The organism is Acaryochloris sp. CCMEE 5410 (genome assembly GCF_000238775.2).
Lineage (GTDB): Bacteria > Cyanobacteriota > Cyanobacteriia > Thermosynechococcales > Thermosynechococcaceae > Acaryochloris.
Window position 1 is genome coordinate 843,111 of record NZ_AFEJ02000002.1, and the last position, 18,752, is coordinate 861,862.

18 protein-coding genes and 2 pseudogenes are annotated in these 18,752 nt (G+C 46.6%); 6 read left to right on the forward strand and 14 right to left on the reverse strand.

Annotated features, from left to right (window positions below; genetic code table 11):
• Window positions 1-103: 103 nt before the first annotated feature.
• Window positions 104-277 (forward strand): annotated as a pseudogene (locus ON05_RS24685) (ISKra4 family transposase); the annotation flags it as partial.
• 29 nt (window positions 278-306) lie between these two features.
• Here the strand turns inward: ON05_RS24685 and ON05_RS38710 are convergent.
• The 3 genes and pseudogenes from ON05_RS38710 to ON05_RS38715 form a co-directional block, all read right to left on the reverse strand.
• A complete protein-coding gene (locus ON05_RS38710) occupies window positions 307-444 on the reverse strand; it encodes an IS3 family transposase (protein ID WP_396150490.1) in 138 nt (45 codons plus the stop codon).
• Between the two features lie 29 nt (window positions 445-473).
• A pseudogene (locus ON05_RS24690) lies at window positions 474-959 on the reverse strand (IS3 family transposase); the annotation flags it as partial.
• Window positions 923-1,054: a transposase gene (locus ON05_RS38715; protein WP_396150086.1), complete on the reverse strand. Its 132-nt coding sequence runs from the start codon at window positions 1,052-1,054 to the stop codon at window positions 923-925. The pseudogene ON05_RS24690 and the gene ON05_RS38715, both read right to left, overlap by 37 nt.
• Window positions 1,055-1,238: 184 nt before the next feature.
• On the opposite strand from ON05_RS38715, the gene ON05_RS24695 reads away from it, so the two are divergent.
• Window positions 1,239-2,233 (forward strand): IS1 family transposase gene (locus tag ON05_RS24695; RefSeq protein ID WP_262561004.1). Its coding sequence is split into 2 segments (ribosomal slippage): window positions 1,239-1,593 and window positions 1,593-2,233, totalling 996 coding nucleotides; the frame shifts between segments, so codons are not numbered across the junction.
• Between the two features lie 126 nt (window positions 2,234-2,359).
• Here ON05_RS24695 and ON05_RS24700 read toward each other — a convergent pair.
• Genes ON05_RS24700 through ON05_RS24710 form a run of 3 tightly spaced genes read right to left on the reverse strand, consistent with a single transcriptional unit; the run spans window position 2,360 to window position 3,598 of the window.
• Entirely contained in the window at window positions 2,360-2,800 is a 441-nt protein-coding gene (locus ON05_RS24700) for an HNH endonuclease (protein WP_262562341.1), read from the reverse strand.
• Between the two features lie 19 nt (window positions 2,801-2,819).
• Window positions 2,820-3,143 carry a hypothetical protein gene (locus ON05_RS24705; RefSeq protein WP_010468435.1) on the reverse strand — a complete coding sequence of 108 codons (324 nt, stop codon included), beginning with the start codon at window positions 3,141-3,143 and terminating at the stop codon, window positions 2,820-2,822.
• Between the two features lie 8 nt (window positions 3,144-3,151).
• Complete coding sequence (locus tag ON05_RS24710; RefSeq protein WP_262562342.1) at window positions 3,152-3,598, reverse strand: hypothetical protein; 447 nt, start codon at window positions 3,596-3,598, stop codon at window positions 3,152-3,154.
• Window positions 3,599-3,739: 141 nt separating this feature from the next.
• On the opposite strand from ON05_RS24710, the gene ON05_RS24715 reads away from it, so the two are divergent.
• A complete protein-coding gene (locus ON05_RS24715; protein ID WP_029314945.1) occupies window positions 3,740-5,800 on the forward strand; it encodes a thioredoxin domain-containing protein in 2,061 nt (686 codons plus the stop codon).
• On the opposite strand, the gene ON05_RS24720 is transcribed toward ON05_RS24715, so the two are convergent.
• Window positions 5,781-6,380: a hypothetical protein gene (locus tag ON05_RS24720; protein WP_010468430.1), complete on the reverse strand. Its 600-nt coding sequence runs from the start codon at window positions 6,378-6,380 to the stop codon at window positions 5,781-5,783. The two genes, ON05_RS24715 and ON05_RS24720, sit on opposite strands and share 20 nt — an antisense overlap.
• Before the next feature lie 678 nt (window positions 6,381-7,058).
• On the opposite strand from ON05_RS24720, the gene ON05_RS24725 reads away from it, so the two are divergent.
• The gene (locus tag ON05_RS24725; protein ID WP_029314944.1) at window positions 7,059-7,514 is read left to right on the forward strand and encodes a DUF4347 domain-containing protein; all 456 of its coding nucleotides are present in this window, start codon (window positions 7,059-7,061) and stop codon (window positions 7,512-7,514) included.
• Between the two features lies 1 nt (window position 7,515).
• Here ON05_RS24725 and ON05_RS24730 read toward each other — a convergent pair whose 3' ends face one another.
• The 7 genes from ON05_RS24730 to ON05_RS24760 all read right to left on the reverse strand — a co-directional run bounded on the left by ON05_RS24730 (window position 7,516) and on the right by ON05_RS24760 (window position 17,418).
• Window positions 7,516-7,776: a hypothetical protein gene (locus ON05_RS24730; protein WP_010468425.1), complete on the reverse strand. Its 261-nt coding sequence runs from the start codon at window positions 7,774-7,776 to the stop codon at window positions 7,516-7,518.
• A 304-nt stretch (window positions 7,777-8,080) separates the two neighbouring features.
• A complete protein-coding gene (locus tag ON05_RS24735; RefSeq protein ID WP_010468422.1) occupies window positions 8,081-8,413 on the reverse strand; it encodes a hypothetical protein in 333 nt (110 codons plus the stop codon).
• A gap of 657 nt (window positions 8,414-9,070) precedes the next feature.
• Window positions 9,071-10,561, reverse strand: coding sequence for a sodium:solute symporter family protein (locus ON05_RS24740; RefSeq protein ID WP_010468421.1), 1,491 nt, complete (start codon window positions 10,559-10,561; stop codon window positions 9,071-9,073).
• Window positions 10,562-10,725: 164 nt separating this feature from the next.
• Entirely contained in the window at window positions 10,726-12,138 is a 1,413-nt protein-coding gene (locus ON05_RS24745; protein WP_262562343.1) for an MFS transporter, read from the reverse strand.
• A 299-nt stretch (window positions 12,139-12,437) separates the two neighbouring features.
• A complete protein-coding gene (locus ON05_RS24750) occupies window positions 12,438-16,661 on the reverse strand; it encodes a DEAD/DEAH box helicase (RefSeq protein WP_010468415.1) in 4,224 nt (1,407 codons plus the stop codon).
• 53 nt (window positions 16,662-16,714) lie between these two features.
• Window positions 16,715-17,185: an N-acetyltransferase gene (locus ON05_RS24755; protein WP_029314943.1), complete on the reverse strand. Its 471-nt coding sequence runs from the start codon at window positions 17,183-17,185 to the stop codon at window positions 16,715-16,717.
• 68 nt (window positions 17,186-17,253) lie between these two features.
• The gene (locus tag ON05_RS24760; RefSeq protein WP_010468412.1) at window positions 17,254-17,418 is read right to left on the reverse strand and encodes a hypothetical protein; all 165 of its coding nucleotides are present in this window, start codon (window positions 17,416-17,418) and stop codon (window positions 17,254-17,256) included.
• Between the two features lie 230 nt (window positions 17,419-17,648).
• Here ON05_RS24760 and bcp point away from each other — a divergent pair, with 230 nt between their 5' ends.
• Together bcp and ON05_RS24770 are read left to right on the forward strand one after the other, a co-directional pair.
• On the forward strand, window positions 17,649-18,119 hold the full coding sequence (gene bcp, locus ON05_RS24765; RefSeq protein ID WP_029314942.1) for a thioredoxin-dependent thiol peroxidase: 471 nt from the start codon (window positions 17,649-17,651) through the stop codon (window positions 18,117-18,119).
• Window positions 18,120-18,294: 175 nt separating this feature from the next.
• Window positions 18,295-18,750: an NUDIX hydrolase gene (locus tag ON05_RS24770; protein ID WP_050857415.1), complete on the forward strand. Its 456-nt coding sequence runs from the start codon at window positions 18,295-18,297 to the stop codon at window positions 18,748-18,750.
• The last annotated feature ends 2 nt before the right edge of the window (window positions 18,751-18,752 follow it).

Here is an 18,752-nt window from a genome sequence, read left to right on the forward strand (position 1 = left end):
CACGTAGATTGACCGAGGGGCCAATAGGCCCTATGCTCCGGGAGCGTGTCACTTCTTTGAGAGAAAAATGATAATTGATCTTAGATGATCCCTCTTGTTGACTATGACACCAGAAGAAGAACAAGAATTCAATGCTTGCGTAACACGCATTTCAGAACTGCTGTATCAAGACTCCCAATCCCAGTCTCTGCCCATGAATACTTTGGCAGAGATTGAATGCACCGTTCGGACTCAACTGCAAACTCATGTGTCGCCTCAAATGGGTCTTTTTTTATTGACCTTTACTCGAAAAAGTGGACAGTTCATTTAAGCTGCGAGTGTTTGATTTCGTGTCCTCCAGTAATTTTCTTCAAATTGGACAGGGGCGCAATATCCAAGGGTTGAATGAAGTCGTTGTCGGTTGTAGAAAACCTCAATCCATTCTGCAATAGCCGTCTTAGCCATCGCTCGATTAGGGAACGTTGTGGGATAAATTAACTCAGTTTTGAGGGTCCCCAAAAGCTTTCAGCCACCGCATTATCCCAGCAATTGGCTCGACGACTCATACTACAAGTGATTCCCTTCTTGATTAAAGCCTGTTGATAGTCCCCACTGGCATATTGACTGCCTCGGTCAGAATGAAAGATTAATCCAGTCTGTGCTGGTATCTGTTGTCCTAAGGCAGCCTTTAGGGCATTGAGAACTAATTGTGTCCGCATATGCTCAGCCATGGACCAACCTACGACTCGTCGAGAGAACAAGTCAATAATGACGGCCAAATATAACCATCCTTCATGGGTCGAGATATAGGTGATATCTGCAACCCAAGCTTGGTCAGGTTTCTCGCTCGTAAACGTCCTGTCTAGGATATTCGGGGCCATCGGCCCATCATGCTCAGAATGAGTAGTGACTTTGAATGGACGCTTCGCTTGAGCACAAATCCCTAGCTTTGCCATGAGTCGGACCACCCGTTGGCGACTGACTGGAAATCCTTTTCAACCAACGATGCATGAATTCGGGGTGAGCCGTAAGTTTGACGACTCTCATCATGAATCTGTTGAATCTGCTCTGACAAGATTTCATTCTCCTGGTGTCTAGGGGAGGGCTTTCGCTTTACCTAGGCATAGTAGCCACTTCTCGATAACTTGAGGACTTTACACATCAAGACAATGGGGAAGTTCACCTTCTCTGCTTTGATTGGCACTGGTCTGTTAGCAGGATCTAGCTATAATGCTTCCGACGCAACCTAATGTAGATCAATGGAATGCCCATATTGTCTAAGCGAGAAGATCCTAAAGCGCGGCTTTGATAGCCTGCAAGATGGGACATTAGTCCAGCGATATCAGTGTAAGGATTGCAATCGGCGTTTCAACGAACGCACGGGTACCCCAATGGCTCGCTTACGCACCGCTAGTTCAGTAGTGAGCTATGCCATCAAAGCTCGCACCGAAGGGATGGGTATTCGTGCTGCAGGTCGAACTTTCGGTAAATCTCATACCACCATTATGCGTTGGGAAAAACGCCTAGCAGACCAAGCACAGAACTGGTCACCTCCCGCACCAGCAGCCTCTGATGTGACGGTAGAAGGGGATGAAGTTTACACGCGTGTAGGCAAAATCTTCCCCCCAGCCAATCCCAGGGCTGGACCATCCATTTCCTTGAACGCGAAAGCCGCTATTGGTTGACAGCACAAGCTGGCCTCAAGGATGCACAACTTTTTGCAAATGGCGTTTACTCAGCTTGGGAGTGGGTCAAAGCCTGTGATGGGATTCGATGGTTTACCGATGGTGAGAGGCGTTATGGACAAGAACTTTGGAAGCTCGCCAATGTCTATCTCAATGGTGAGGAGTGTCATCCTGACTATGGGCATCGCAAGGTTTGGCGAGAGGGGTTAGAAGTCGCGATGAAAGTTAAAGGGTCTCAGGGGAATCGGCGAGTAGAGTGGGTGAAAGCAGAGCATCCCTTTACCGCTATCAGTCTAGGGTCTGAGGTCCATGCCAATCATAATGAGGCTCACAATGCTGCCTTGAGGAGACGATGTAGTGCTTATCGAAGACGGCAGAATCTCTACGCTAAGAAGCGGTCGGGGTTACAGCGAGTGCTAGATGTACAACGCCTGATTCATAACTGGGTTAGACCCCATTGGGGGCTCAGTAAGCAGACCACACCAGCAATGGAGATGGGATTTTGTTCTCGTCCGTTGAGCACACTAGAACTCCTCACCAATAAAGGGTTTAGGTATGTGCCCTGTTAGTAGACCAGTGCCGAATTAAAGCAAAATCTAATAGTCGTTTGCATAAGTGGCATAACTTTGACACATAAAGTTCACTCCAAAGTCTAGAAGTTCATGTTTTTTCGTTTGTGTTGGTAGCGAGAATGTTTAATGGTGTTTCAGTGTAGTGGGTTTCAGTAATTCAGTCAGTCTAGCTTCTCCATGAATTTGCATAATGGCATAGTCCAGAGACTGTTGGCGAAACGGATGCAGTTGTCGCCTCCATAGGATGAAAGGTTGAGTCCCTTTTTTTTTATTGCATCTCCAACACATCACCAGCATATTATCTTGGCACAGGGTTTTGCTGATGTGGTTGCGCTTAGGTTCCAGGTGGTCAATGGTGCTATTAGAGACCGCCAATCCTCGCTGGCAGACGGGGCAAATATCTCCCAATTTTTGGAGTTGTTGCTCGATCAGTTGACGAGCTTCCGGCGTTTGTCGCCAGTCCTGATACTGCTCACGGTATTGAGAATACACTCGATTCACCGCTGCATGGGCCCGCAGCTTTGCCCCTTGCATTTGGTTAAAGAGCTGCAGGCAAGTTTCCATCCGCGTCATCGCTACTGTCCTAGGCTTCGAATCCATAAATATTATTGACGAGTTCGGTATGCTGCCAGCTCTGAGACCGTTGGCGCACTTGCTTGACCGTTGATTTGATGGCCGTTGCAGCCTGTTGCATGCGGGCAAAGTTAGACAGGATTTTGGCTTCAACCTGATTTGAAGTGGTTTGGATCTTTTGGGTAATCCAGGTGTATAAATCAATCACTTGCTGCCAGCCTCGGTTGAGGAGTCCCTGCTGCTTGCGTTCTGCATTGAGTTGATGCTGAGTCAGCAAGGTCCGATTATAGGTTTGCAGGTCCCGATAGGACATGTTGTCGTGGGTACGAGCCATATCCTCTCCTAATCCAGTTGGGCTAATAGCGTTCTCACCAATCTGAGGATTTCGCTCCGTTCTAAATCAAGGAAATTCCTGAGGAGTTCTTTGAAATACTGCTGATATTTTTCGAGCTGTTGTTCCACATAGTTGAGCTGATTTAAGGCATAATCTCGCTCATTCTCAATTCGATATTTAACCAAGCCATAGCTGCGATTATTTTTAGCAAAATGGTTACGCTGCTCGATCAACAATCGAATCGCATCAGCCAAATCATCTTGTTCTCTAACGGCATAGAGTAACGCTCGGACTTGATCGGCGCTCATGCGTTGGGCAAAGGCGATATCGAGATAATGGGTCTTTTTGAGTTCGGCAATGGCCGCTTTCTTGGATAGAAGGGTTTCCTGCTTATCTTGGGGAAAGGAAGAAACGACCATAACGATTGCCAAAACGCCTAGGTCAAGTATACTCATTCATCCCCAGTGAACGTCGGAAATCATGGGTTTCTTTGGGTTTAAGGGCGAGATTTGACTTTAAGAATATTTTTGGGATTAGGAAAAATTCCCCCAAGAAGATAGCGATAGACTGTGAATGCACTCTCCTCTGGTGGCTTCATGCCGAATCGTCTTGCCCATTCTGCTAGCCTCTATCTGCGCAAGCATGCTGATAATCCCATTGACTGGTGGCCCTGGTGTGAAGAAGCCCTAGAACGTGCAGCCCAGGAGAATAAACCTATTTTTCTCTCGGTAGGGTATTCCAGCTGCCATTGGTGCACGGTGATGGAAGGAGAAGCCTTCTCCAATTCTGAAATTGCCAAGTATATGAACGCGCAGTATATCCCCATCAAGGTGGACCGGGAAGAGCGCCCTGATATCGACAGTATCTATATGCAGGCGGTGCAGGCGATGACCGGGCAGGGGGGATGGCCCCTCAATATGTTTCTGTCGCCAGGGGACTTGGTGCCTTTCTATGGCGGCACCTATTTCCCGGAGGAACCCAAATATGGACGTCCTGGATTTCTACAGGTTCTAGAAGCGATTCGCAGCTTTTATGACACTGAGAAAGAGAAACTAGATACCCAGAAAGAGAAGCTCAGTGGCCATCTGCAAAGCTCAACCGTTCTCAATCCCATTGGTGATCTCCAGCCTGAACTGTTGAGTAAGGGCATTGCCAAGAATACAACGGTGCTGATCAATAAAATGCCAGGGCCAAGCTTTCCCATGATGCCCTACGCTACGATCGCACTGCACGGATCGCGCTTTTCCACTTCTGAGCAAGAGCAGGCCCAACAAGCCTGTCGCCAACGGGGACTGGATTTGGCCTTGGGTGGAATCTATGACCATGTGGCTGGCGGCTTTCATCGCTACACGGTCGATCCCACCTGGACGGTGCCTCATTTTGAAAAAATGCTCTACGACAATGGCCAGATTGTCGAATATCTAGCGAATTTGTGGAGTACAGGGGTTGAAGAGCCTGCTTTTAAACGGGCGATTGCGGTTACTGTTGCCTGGCTCCAGCGAGAAATGACGGCAGAGGCGGGCTATTTCTATGCGGCTCAAGATGCGGATAACTTCGTCACAACGGCAGATATTGAGCCTGAGGAGGGGCGCTTTTATACCTGGACTGACTCGGAGTTGACCCATCTGCTGACCCCAGAAGAATATGCTGCCATGGCGGAGATTTTCAATCTGAGTGTTCAGGGCAACTTCGAAGACGGGCTGACGGTACTGCAGCGCCAGCAACCCGGCGTAATCAGCGAAACAGTAGAAGAAGCTCTACAGAAACTCTTTCAGGTCCGTTATGGTGACCGGCCCGAATCCTTAAAGACCTTTCCACCTGCCACCCATAACCAGGTGGCTAAAACCCATCCTTGGCCCGGTCGTATCCCTCCAGTAACGGATACCAAAATGATTGTGGCTTGGAATAGCTTGATGATTTCAGGCTTGGCTCGGGCTGCAGCAGTGTTTCAACAGCCTGACTATCTAGCATTAGCTACGAAAGCTGCCAGCTTTATTCTCGATCAGCAATGGTCCGAGGGACGGCTACACCGCGTTAATTATGATGGCGAAATTGCGGTGATCGCTCAATCAGAGGATTATGCGCTTTTGATCAAGGCGTTTTTAGATCTCCATCAGGCTTGTCAAAGCCTGGCCGTGGGTCAAGCCAGTCGGTGGTTAGAGGCAGCGCAAACCACACAGGCTGAGTTTGATGAGCATTTGTGGGCTGTAGAAGGGGGAGGTTATTTTAATACGGGCAGTGAAATATCTGAAGAACTGCTGATTCGGGAGCGGAGCTGGCTGGATAATGCCACACCTGCGGCCAATGGGGTTGCGATCGCAAATTTGATCCGCCTGAGTTTGTTTTGCGATCGCACCGAGTACCTCAGCCAAGCCGAACAAGCCCTGCAAACCTTTGGGCAAGTTATGGACTCCTCAACCCAGGCCTGCCCTAGCCTATTTGTCGCCTTGGACTGGTATTTCCATCACACCTCCATTCGGACATCGGTAGACTTAGCATCAACCTATTTACCCACCGCAGTGTACAGTCCATCCTCCGAAGTTCCACCCGGTGCCCTGGGCTTGGTTTGCCAAGGATTCAGCTGCCTAGAACCGGCCATGACAATGGCAGGACTCCACCAGCAAATTTCAGACAGTCTTACTCGACATCAGGTTTAGCTTCTGGTGTCGCCGCCACTCCTGAGGTCTCACTGCGTTCCTCGGCGGCAATGTCCACATTTTGAATCACATAGGGCAAGAAGGCCCCTTTGAGTCCTCGCTTAATGCGTTCTGATGTTTCCTCAAACAATACGAATAAGGGATACATTTTCTCTGCCCCCTCATTAAAAATATGTTGAAACTGCTGGGGCATCTCCCAGGTATAGCCCCGACTCAAGGCAACTTGGGTTTGCCGCCAACGGCTCACCAAATGCGAAAAATCCTCTTGGGGACGGTGGATAAAGACTAAGATTTCTACTCCAGTTTTTATTTTCCACTCTGGATCACACATCAACAGTGCCAAATCGCAAGGGAGTGTAATGAGCTCGTAGGGGCTATCGGAGGACTTGATCTCCGATTGGGGGATTCGGCACCTTACTTGCACCACAGGTAAGGGAATAGTGATCACACTATCGCGAGACCGACGAATACTGGGAATTTTCTCAAAGTAGGGACGGTGCTGTCGAAGCAGTTCCACCGCATGGTGATGATTACTATAGGTTGCCAGCAACTCTTCATAGTGGGATTGATAAACTGGCATGTTCTTCGCGAGGTGATCTTCTTTATCTAGTAGTACCCGCACAAAGCCAAAAATCTACGATACAGCGTCTTCTGAATCAAAGCTGAAACGTTGAATTTTGAGTTTGTCGATATATTATTTTGTATCATCTCATCAAAACAGCGATATTTTTTCGATGTTCAAGAGATTTAAACAGATGAGAAATAATACCCCCTCTGTTGTTGCCTGAAGAACATGCTTATCCTCATGATTACTGGTATGAAGTTTGAGGGATTGAATTCATTCTCAGGCTAATTGTTCGATGTAGCTATCACCCGACTAACTAGAAACTTGTGGCAATGTAGCTAACTCCAACGGCTTACCCTAGCGTAGGGGAACAGGTAGATCTTTTTGGGGCCAGAGAATTCTAATTGAAGGCAAAGATTCTATTTCTTGGAATGATGAGTGTCTTGGCCGATCCAACGGCAATTGGGCATATCTATTTAAATCCAAACCTATAAAACAGACGTATGGAGGTATATGGAGCCTTTAAGGTTCATGTGCACAGATGCATAGACTAGTCGGTCAGAGGGTGAGCCGTGGAATCCTCCATCTATAGGGAACTAATCCAGACGGAACCGTCTACAGAAATGGCCAAACTTGGCAGCACCTGATTTATTTCCCTTGGTGTTTTGTACTTGTTGAACCTGGAGGAGGACCATGTCACAACTCATGGCTACGAAAAATCGATCAGCGGAAACCTTGGCTCTGCTAACAGAATCTGGCCAGCACGCCCAATCCATCGTGGTGGTTGATGCAGCCGTCAACAACTATCAGTATTTACTCACTAATCGCCTTCTTGGCATCGATGTCCATATTCTGGATGGTCAACAGGATGGTATTACCCAACTACAAACCCTATTACAGCAGTCTCAGACTTTATCGAGTCTCCACTTGATTTGTCAGGGATCACCAGGTCAGCTACAGCTAGGAAGCACCTTGCTGTGTGAAATGAATCTATGGGTTTATGCAGACGACATTCGCCAATGGCGAAGTAGTTTGAGTGATAATGCTGAAATTTTGATTTATGGATGTGACCTAGCGGCTAACCGAGTCGGCCAAGCGTTTATTTCTTGGCTAAAATTTCTGACAGGAGTTGATGTCCACGTCTATTGACTCAGCTTTCTATGGGCTTGAATGCCTCAACCCTGTGAATGGCTTGGCGGACTTGATCTTTAGGAATAACTGCAGTGACTGCATCATGGGGGTTTTCGGCTAAGCCATCGGGATGACAGGACTCCCAAACGCTAGCCATAACCTGTACTGCAACTTCTAAAGGAATTCGCTCGAGTGTCTTACCATGATGAAATTTGAGGCTGATTGCCAACTGTTTTTGCAGTACCAAAATCTCATCAATCCCACCCGTTTTGTCATTCATGATGCTCAATAGCTCAAACTCATTGAGAATAGTGTCAATCTAAAAAATTCAATTCCCTAGGTTCGCAACAATTTTTTTAACCTAGTGTCGCCCTTAGCCATAATCACATAGGTTGTTCAATCACGATATTTTTCTACAAGTCAAATGAAAAAATATCGTAAATTCGCAATAGTTGGTGTTGAATATTCAGATGTACTGACGGTTGATCAGCATCATAAATTTTAATTCTTTCGGTTGTCCTGATCTAAATTGGTCACAAAGGATAGCTCAATCTGATCCCAAGCAAGAAACCTAAATTCGATAACTACTGGGCCTGGTAGATTGCCTGAGCACGCCCTGTTGTGATGGTGCGATAACGATTGATAGTAGCTTGCACATCTTGAGATGAACTAGCTCTCGAGCGTGCTTCCTTTCTGCCATCGTTAACGACAGGTGTTAATGCTTGGCGGGCCGTCGTTACTGTTGGGGCAGTTGTAACGAACGTCGTATTCTCCATGATCACGGTAGGTAACATATCAGTGGTGACAGTGGCCTGAATCATCTCATCTGCCTGATTAGGCATGGCCTCTGCTGGAGTAACAGGGATAACAGAAAAGGTGATGAGAGCTGCTAAAAAACCGATGTGGGGGGAGTTCATTTTTTAATCTTGTGGTGATGAGGGCGATAAATCGGATCAAAAAGTCCGTTGTCTTGTCAAGAAAAGCCTGTAGTAGAACTTCTGTATAACTTGTATATCCCTATGATGACTGACATTAACGATGCAAACATCATGGGAAATACGGAAGTTGAGATATCTATTCAAACTCTAAAATTATCATGATATATTCAATTGATTAAGCTGTTCTAGAAAACAACCAAAAAATCCTAATTCCTGATCTTGAATCCTGATGAAGTCTTTATAATTAGGGGCTATAGATTTATTTATTGGTATTAATAATCTAATTAAATTAGGTTTGCATTGATTGCAAGCAAGTGTCTTGAAAAATAATAATAGTACTATTTGTATGACTTTATTATTATTTTTAGACTATATAACACGTTCTTCCTAGTAGATAACTTGCGTATACTTACTGATTAACATCTGCCGATAACCAGTCTGTATTCACATCAACAATCCTGCTAAACCTAGAGTGCCAAATTTTTTTTACTGCTTCAGTTGATAAAGCAGGGGGCGAATGGCACATAGACTAACTGTCTAAAACTCCCATAGCAAGTCGTACTAGCTCCTAATGATTTCTTGTGCCAAAACCAAACGTAATCATCAGTCCAGTGGCTTTGAACTAAGAGACAAGGATTAAACCTTCTGGAGGGTGCGCTGAACGGGCTGTTCCACAATAGGAAGGGGCCGATAGGTTAACTTAGAAATCACTAAAAATAGGCATAATCCAATTAAAGGGCTGATTAGGGTGGGAATGCCATCAAAATCAGCAGTGAAAATACTATTGGGTATGTATAGAAGGGTATTTTTAATTCCAAACGTCACGGGCATTAGTGCAAAGAGAAGTAACCGAGTAAATGAACCCACAATAATGCAAGCTAATGCGCCTTCTTTAGTGGCTTTTGGATAGAACAGTCCTCCAGCCAAGGGAACCAACAATCCGGCAAACCCCAGATCAAATGCTAATAGGAGTAAAACCCCAGTTTGGGGAACTCTTAAAGCAAAAAACACGCCCATGATAGTGATGACTACTGCCATCGAGCGGGTCAAAGCCAGAAGCCGATCGCCACTTGCACTGGGCTGATTATGGCGAATGCCCAGGATGTTGTGAGCGATCACCGAAGAAGTTCCCAAAATAGCGCCATCTGCAGTTGAAAGAGAGGCCGATAAAATCGCCACAATGACTAAAAGAGCCAAAGAAGAAGGCACAACATTCTGCAACAACGCATAAAGGATAGGACCATCAGCCGTAACACCAGCTGATGCCAAAATTTCAGGTGTAGAGAGAGCGATGATCGAGAACGGAACACCAATCACTACGGTACCTAAAGAGCCGATCAGGCAAGCTCTTTGAGCCGTTTCAGGACTTTCTGCAGAAAAGATTCGAGCCATAAAGTCAATGGCAACGATATCTCCCAGCCCCAGGGCTAACAGCGTTGCCCAATTGACTAGGGAACCTGATGCGGGGCTAGTCATCTGTGCTAGGGCTAAAGGACCGGTACCTGCTGGAATGTTGAAGCCGAAATTCAGTCCGATATAACCGAAGAGACACAGTGACCCCACTAAAGCAATCAGTACTTGAATGGCATCGGTATAGGCGACGGCAAATAAGCCGCCACTGGCGGTGTAGATCAAAACGATGACCGCAAGCAACAACACCCCAATGGTGTAGGACATCCCTAAAAAGGTTTGAAAAAGATATCCTCCTGCAACTAAATTACCTGCGAGTAAGAAAGAGAAGCTAATAACCATCAGTACGGCTGCTACCCATTCGGTGGTCCGCCCATATTTCACCCGATAGAAATCGGGCAACGTGATTAACCCCATCCGATTCATTGGTTTGGCGAAAAACAGAGCGGTCAGGAAGAGGCAAAGGGCTAAGCCCAGCGGTAGTGAGGCTCCTGCCCAGAATCCGAATTCTGAAGCCAGATCCGTATTGCCCAGAGTGGCATTTGAGTCGACAGATTGGGCCATTAATGTGGCGGCTGCTAAGGGCAGCGTTAGCCCTCGACCTGCGACTAAAAAGTTAACACTGTCTCCTTTAATTTGTTTCGACGCATAAACGCCGATGCCCAGGGTGGCGAGGAGGAATGCAATGATACCCCCAGGCAGCAATGAGTCAGCCATGGTTGAAATCCCTACGTCAGGTGAAATTGCCCATTGGTGACATCATAAAGATAGGCAAAGCACAACATTGTATCCATCTCAACAAACTGGCTAATATTAGCCCAGTGGAAATAGTGGGATGCTGAGAATAAAGGTCTGGTAATTGTCCTTTGGCTCAACAGCAGCTAATGCAAGCTCACTAAGCTCTCGAAAGTCTTTTGAGTTGAATCTGGGTTCTCAGCTTCTGGATGGATCTGCACTCGCTGGGTCAGTACGGCTGCAATCATCATAAACCCACCGCCCAAAATAACTGCTGCTAGACGATTCCCGGCAAAAATATGACTCATTATCCATCCCAAGCCAAGGGCTGCCGCGATCTCTGGTAACACGATGAAGAAGTTAAAAATCCCCATGTATAGACCGCTTTTACTGGCCGGTAAGACGTTAACCAACATTGCGTAGGGCAAAGAGAGCATACTGGCCCAGGCAATTCCCACCCCGATCATTGGGAGCAGCAGAACATATTGATTATGAATCCATAACAAGGAACAGAGCCCCAAAGCGCCACTCATAAGACATAGGGAATGGGTTCTTTTAAGGCTAATTTGCTGGGTTAATTTAGGCAAAATGAAGGAAAACAGGCAGCAAACGCCGTTGTACATGGCAATACATAATCCTGCCCATTCAATCCCTGTGGTGTAGAGTAAGGTCCCTTCTGACGTAGCACCGAAGATATTATGTGCGATCGCAGGTGGGAAATACAAAAACACACAAAACATCCCAAACCAGCTACAGAACTGCACCCAAGCCAATTGGCGCATCGTTACAGGCATCTCCCGTAAGGCGATACCAATATCCGATACCATGCCGTTTGAATGGGGTTGAATTGTTTGTGGATGAGTCACTTCAAACTCTTCTGGTAGGGGTTCGGTCGTAGTGACAACGGTCCACACTACTGAACCCAGAAAAATTAAAGCACCTATATAAAAGGAAAGCTTAACAGCGATAGGTACAGTGTGATAATTTTCTTGGGACTCAATGACCCCAAAGACATGGTGCAACAGCCACGGTAAAGCTGAGGCAATCACCCCTGCTAAGCCATGAAAAATCCCTTGAATCGTAAACCCTAAGGTGCGTTGCTCTTCTGGCAGCAAATCCCCAACAAAGGAGCGAAACGGCGTCATGCTGACATTGGCAGAAGTATCCAGAATCCATAGCAATCCCACGGCCATCCATAGACTGGGAGCATTGGGCATCATTATGAGTGCTACGGAACCTGCGATCGCACCTGCCAGGAAATAAGGCCGCCGCCGCCCCAACGGTCCCCATGTATGGTCACTTAAATACCCAATAATGGGCTGTACGACTAGCCCCGTGAGGGGAGCTGCTAACCAGAGCATGGGGAGTTGATGAGCCCGGGCTCCCAAATGTTCAAATATACTGCTAGTGTTAGCCATTTGCAGGCCCCAGCCAAACTGAATCCCAAAAAAGCCAAAACTCATATTCCACAGCTGCCAAAAGCTGAGTTTATGGTCTTTTTGGGGGACTGCAGTGTCGGTATTTCCTGGCTTATCGATTCCCTGCCCTACCGTAATCATAAAGGGCACCTACCGTTCAACAATCGCAACAGGAAATATTTGATAGACACAACCTCAAAATAACGATAGAAACTTTGCAACCTATCTTTCTCAATCGCAAAGATAAATATAAACAGGGATGTTTTTCCCTGAGGAAAACGTTCGAGTCCCTTATATCATCACCCTAGTTTTCCCTATAAAGGCGATTCAGTGATGGGGATCACCCATAAAAATTAACAAACGTAAGAAATATTTTCATTGGTTTATGTATTTTAAAAAGCTAATTCTCTTGCAAGTTAAATCATTGACATAGACAAAGATTAACCGTTCTGAATTAATCGCAGTAGCTCATCGGTGGATATCTTACCGCTGATTTCCGTTCCCTCCAGCAAACTATCCGCTAAGTCACGCTTATGCCGATGCAGGTCTACAATTTTCTCTTCAATCGTGTTTTTAGCAACCAGCCGATAAATGGTAACAGGCCGTCGTTGACCAATCCGATGGGCACGATCTGACGCTTGATCTTCTACCGCAGGATTCCACCAAGGATCCATATGAATGACATAGTCGGCAGCCGTTAGGTTCAGTCCGGTTCCTCCCGCCTTCAGACTGATGAGAAAGACTTCACCTTCGCCAGACTGAAACGCTTTAACCCTCTGCTGACGTACTTTTGCAGGGGTACTGCCATCCAGATACTGATAAGCAATCTGTTTCTTGTCTAAGTAATCTTGCAAAATTTTGAGGTGATCGACAAACTGGCTAAATACGAGGGCTTTATGATGATTGGCCAATAATTCCTCCAGGACTTCACCAAACAGTTGTAACTTCGCGCTGGCAGGCGGTGATTCAGGCATCACCAGTTGAGCATTACAGCAAGTCCGGCGTAACTTCATAATTTCTGCTAGGACCTGGAGATGTTTTGCTCCCGCTTGGGCATCACTATCGGCAAGATTTGCGATCGCTTTTCGTCTCAGAGCTTCATACAAGGCCATCTCTTCTTCACTCAATTCCACCTGAAGGGTAATTTCAGTCCGAGATGGTAGCTCTTCTAAAACCTGGCTCTTGGTCCGGCGGAGCAAAAAAGGCTGAATCAGTTTCTTCAGCCGCTGACGGGCTTGGGGGTCCTGACTTTTCTCAATGGGTGCGGCAAACTGCTGATTAAATCGTTCCATTGATCCTAAGAGACCCGGATTAATAAATCGGAATAAATTCCACAGTTCCCCTAAATGATTTTCAATTGGGGTGCCGGTCGTTAAAAGTTTGAACTCAGCCTGGAGATTCATGGCCGCTTGAGAGCGCTTCGTCGTCATATTCTTAATGGCCTGAGCTTCATCCAGGACAATCATTTGCCAATTCACCTGGGCCAGCATTTGAGCAACCTCTTCTTGCTGCAATAAACCATAGCTACAGACCAATAGATCAAAGGGCTGAAGCTGATCGAGCAGTTCTTGGCGTTGACTGGTTCCAAATTGCAGCGGGCGTAAGGTCGGTGCAAACCGCTGGGCCTCACTAATCCAATTCAGACCCACGGAGGTGGGAGCAATGACTAAGGCAGGCCCTTCAGGGGCACGGGTCAACATCACCGCTAGAGCCTGCAAGGTTTTTCCTAGTCCCATATCATCTGCCAAACAAGCCCCTACGCCCCAATGGGATAGTCGGGCTAACCACTCAAACCCTTCTTGCTGATAATCCCGTAACTCTGCTTGCAGGGTTGTGGGTAGCTGGGGTTGTAAAGCTTGCACATCTTTTAATTTTTGGACGTGGGCTTTCCAATGCTTATCCACCTTCAACTTACCCACATCCTCCACCATGTCCTCCAAGGTCATGGTGGTTAGAGGGTGAAACCGCAACCCCTTACCTTGTTGTTCAGAATATGCTCGGAGGTCGTCTAGCCGTTTGCGAAACTCCTGAGTCAGGGCAATAAACTGCCCTTCGCCAATGGGGATAAAACGGCTGGGGGTTTGCTCTAACAAGGCTAAAAGGGCTTGCATATCCAGAACTAAATCATCAGAGAGTTTTAACTCTCCGGTTGCCGCAAACCAATCCCGCTGACGCTTGATCTGTAACTGGAGCTGACCTAAATCCGCCCGATGTCTGACACTTAGTTTCTCTCCTTCAGGCCATTCCAGCACAACAGACTCTTTTAAGTCCTGGAGTTCTAGTAGAAGCTCCAAGCAGGCTTCCGGGTCTTCCACCAACCATTCATGATCCTGCGGTGTCAATTTCGCTAGTGTTGGACAAGCCGCAATCGCTGCTTTGGCCAATTGTCGCTCTTTAACGAGATTGCGTATGGTCTGTAAACGTTGGCCTTCAATTTCGGCAATGACCGTTTCGCCACCACTCCCTGGAGGATAGTAGGGACCCCCTTCCGCAAAGGGACGGGACAATACTGCAACCTTCAGTCCTTCTCCAGCAGGGAGTAAATGTACATGGGGAAGAGCTTGTGCTGGAACCTCTGTGGCGCTCGCAACTCCACCCCCAATATCGGAGTGAACCGTTACTAAGCTAGAAACCGCACCAATGGCAGCCAATACCTGTTCTTTTGCGCGTTCGGGAACCGTCAGCCGATTTTTCTCCCCTAGAATGTTGGCAATTTGGCGATGCTCCGGCTTGATATCAATAATTTTTAAGCGAGTTGGGGTTTCTTTCGTAACGACCAGGGTCTGACTCGCCTTCAAGGCTGGAGAAAACGTAAGGGCCAGTTTGTCTCCTTTTTGTTTTTGGATTAATAGTTCAGGTTCCCCCTTCACCACCTCCACGCGAGTCGTGGGTGCATCTTCCCAAAAGACGAGGGGATGGCTGATTAACTCTACAATGGCTTCCTCGCTAAATCGGTACTCTGTTTTGTTGTAATAGCCATAGGACCCATAGGACGAATAGGTTTCAAGTTGGCTACAGACTCGTAAATCCTGATCGGTGAGATAGTTAAATTCACCGGGCTTGCCGTACAACCGTTTCAGGGCAATGGGACGGCCTTTACTCCACCCCCCTTTTGCCGTCATTTTCTGCTCCTTGGGCTGCAGTAACCAAGTTTGACCATAGAGGGTGATAAACCAGGCCAGACGCAGTTCTGCTTGGACGACGGGGGCTTCTTGTTGCAGATGCGCTAGGGCATTCAGGCACAGCTCCCAGGGCTCTTGCGATCTGATAATATCAACCAGTGGCTTGATGCCACTTCCCTGCCGCAGGAGTTGAGCTTGGGCCTGATAGGGATTGTCAGCCTCTTCGGTCTCCAGTTTGGCTATTAGTTCTGCTGTTTCCATGGCAAACCAGTGATACCCAGACTGCGTGGCTTGCCGACAAAGGGGGCTTAAAACCCTGGGCAACCATTTTTTGGCCTTTTCAGCATCAACCCAATATTGGCAAAGGGCTCCGAATAAGATATCTAAGCTATGGTGTCCTTCATAAGGATTGAGAGAAGCCTGAAGCAAAGTTTTCTTGGTTGATAAATTTCCTTGTTGAATTTGGATCAAACTATCTAGCCAAGAATAGGTGGTTCGCAACCAATAACCCGACTTACGCACCATATGCTGCACATAGCCTTGGGCCTGAATCAATCGTTCTGAAGATCCCTCCTGCAGCAAGGCCAAAATAAAAAAGAGCCCCGAAATACTAGTAAAGTAATAGCTGCGTTTACGTTTTGTTTTCCGTAATTCAGTTAAAGCGCTGGTGAAAAGGTCAATGGATTGATCCGTGTCACCTTGTAGAAAGGCCAACCAACCCCAGTAGGGCGCAGTATTATCCTGATTTTTTTCATCAATTGACTCTAGTACGGAGGAGACTTCTTCCACATAGCTACGTAATAATAGTTGCTCGGCTAAAACCACCTTCAAATAATCAGAACAGCGAGTCTTCTGATTGGCAAAATCTTCCTGAAGTACTTCAAAAGCTTCTTCACTAGAAGATAAATCCAGAATGCTGTTCGACAGAATACTGGTCAGGGCTAGCTCATAAAAGTCAGTGGGAAGTGTTTGAATCCAGTCTGCATCAAAGGGGTTGTTGCAGATGATCGTAATGACATCATCCAGAGATAACGGGTCCTGTCTTTTAAAGACTTTTTGGTAGTCCGAGAGTTGTTCAGTGAGAAACTTTAAATCCTGGCTATAAAAACCAATTCGGGCTTCCCGCAGAAATTGAGCTTCACTCCTAAAGCTTCGGGGGCCTGAACCCCAGGGTTCATAAACGGGCACAGCCCCTTGAATAATGGGGGCAAGGGTTTCAAATTTGCCCATCTCTAAGACATCACGGGTGGCAATTTCAGCCAGCAAGGGATGACACTGAGGTCCTTGGCCTCGTTCTTGCAATACAATCCCTTGATCAAGCAAGCCCTCAAGATGTTGCTTCAGCAGTTTGGAATCCCAGGTTTTATAATCCGAGTCTGCAGCTGCCTGACGATTCAAACAAGTGAGAATGGCACTACGGTTGACGGGCTCATAGGCTACTGACAGCACTTGGACAAGTTGCTGGTCTAAGGGGGACAATGCTAAATAATCTGCTGCGAGTTGGGCCTGTTTCTTAGATGAAGCTGTGCTGGATTCAAACATGACTAATTCATCACGGTTAAGGGAAAGCTTTCGATGGCCTACCGAGCCCTTTATTACGTTTGAATGGGCTTGACTAACAAGTGTGCTTTAGGCTGATAGCCTAGCTTCTCATATAGCGACAATGCAGGATGGGCATTCGTAAACACCTGTAAGCCAATTTGTTGATCGCCTTGCTGAGCAGCCCAATCTTCAGCTTTCTGCAATAAGGCGGTCCCTAAGCCTTGCTGGCGATATTCAGGATCGACGTAAAGGATAAATATATGGGTATAAGCATCCCCTGTGACTTGATCAACCGCCGTTCCTAACCATAAACAGGCCAAAAACGCATGGGCATTATCCTCAGTAGTGATCAACCAGTAGGGCGTATCCGTCGACCAATATTGATCAATAACGGCCCGTAAATGTTGATAATCATGTCCAGGGTAAAGTTCTGCGTAGGTCCGCTGCATAAATTGCAGTAATAAATGCTGCTCTCCCTTCGTCCCTAAACGTGCATTGAACCCCGAAACAAAGTTTCTATCCAAGATTTAGACTAAACCATAGAACATAAATCAGAGGAACCAACGGAATGAGAACCCGCTGAAGAGATAGGTTAGCCCTCAATGATCATAGCGGGGACCCAGCTTACTCCCTCCTCCACTGGAGCAGGTTGCGCCATATCATCTGGCAGGAACGCCCTGGCGCTGACCGCCACCAAAGCCACGACAAAGATCAAAACAATCAAAAAAGGAGCAATATTTTGGCGAAAGAAGGTCATGACTGAATATCACCGGAGACTTGTTCCTTTATCGTACCGCTGTCTTGAACGAGCTGTAGTCGGTTAGGATGCCTCTTAGGATGAACTGGTTATCGAAAAGCCTAAGCCTATGCGTCTTAATGCATAATTCTAAAAGAACGGGGATTGATGAGGCGCAACCGCTGCCAATTCGCAATCTGGTTTTAGCTCTACCGACTGTTTCTGTCTGCTCTCTTTACGCTCAGAAGATTATGACATTGGACATTGGCGATTACGCTCCAGAATTCACCTTACCCAATGCAGATGGTGAATCCATTGACCTTAAACGTTTTCGAGGACAATGGGTGGTGCTTTACTTTTATCCCCGGGACAATACGCCTGGCTGTACCAAAGAAGCTTGTGGATTTCGCGATCAGTACGAGACCTATCGAACTGAGCAGGTTGTTATCCTAGGGGTTAGTGGAGATGATTCCAAATCCCATCAGAAATTTATCAATAAACAAAATTTGCCTTTCCAATTACTCTCCGATCTCGATTTCAATGTGGCAAAATCCTATGAAGCCTATGGACCCAAAAAGTTTATGGGTAAAGAATATGAAGGGATCTATCGACATTCTTTTCTCATTGATCCGGACGGCAAGCTAGCGAAGATTTATCGAAAGGTCAAGGCTGCCGATCACGCCACAGATGTGTTGCAAGATTTAGAATTACTGAGAAAGTAGATATTAAACTCACTCTCTTTTAGATTTATTTTTAGTATCTAAAACGGAGTTCTTGCACAAAAGATTAATGCATAATTTTCTAGATTTGCCTTGATATATTAGGAGGCACTCTAGTCTATTGATGGATACTAACGCACCTCACTATGTGAACTAGCCTACCTCTGTATTTTTGACTATGAAACGTTTCGCATACATGGTTCAGACGGTGCTGGGCCTTCTCTTTCGACACCCATTATTAGGGGTATGTTTAATACCGATCCTTGAAGATGGACAAATCGTATTGGTTAAACGTCAGGATAATGGCCTATGGAGCTTACCGGGCGGCATGGTGGATTGGGGTGAAAATATTCAGCACAGTATCAAAAGAGAACTCCATGAGGAAACGGGGTTATCACTCACAACAATGGGACGATTTGTGGGGGTATACTCAGACCCCGATCGTGATCCTCGATTACATTCCATTTGTTTAGCCTTTGAAATTAAGGTTGAAGGGAAATTGCAAGTGAACGATATAAATGAAATATCTGAGGTGCAATCTTTTTCCCTAGATGAAGCGATGAACATGTCTTTAAGTCATGATCATACCCAGCAGCTGCAAGACTACCTCCAAGGTGAATTAGTGATTCGCTAGCT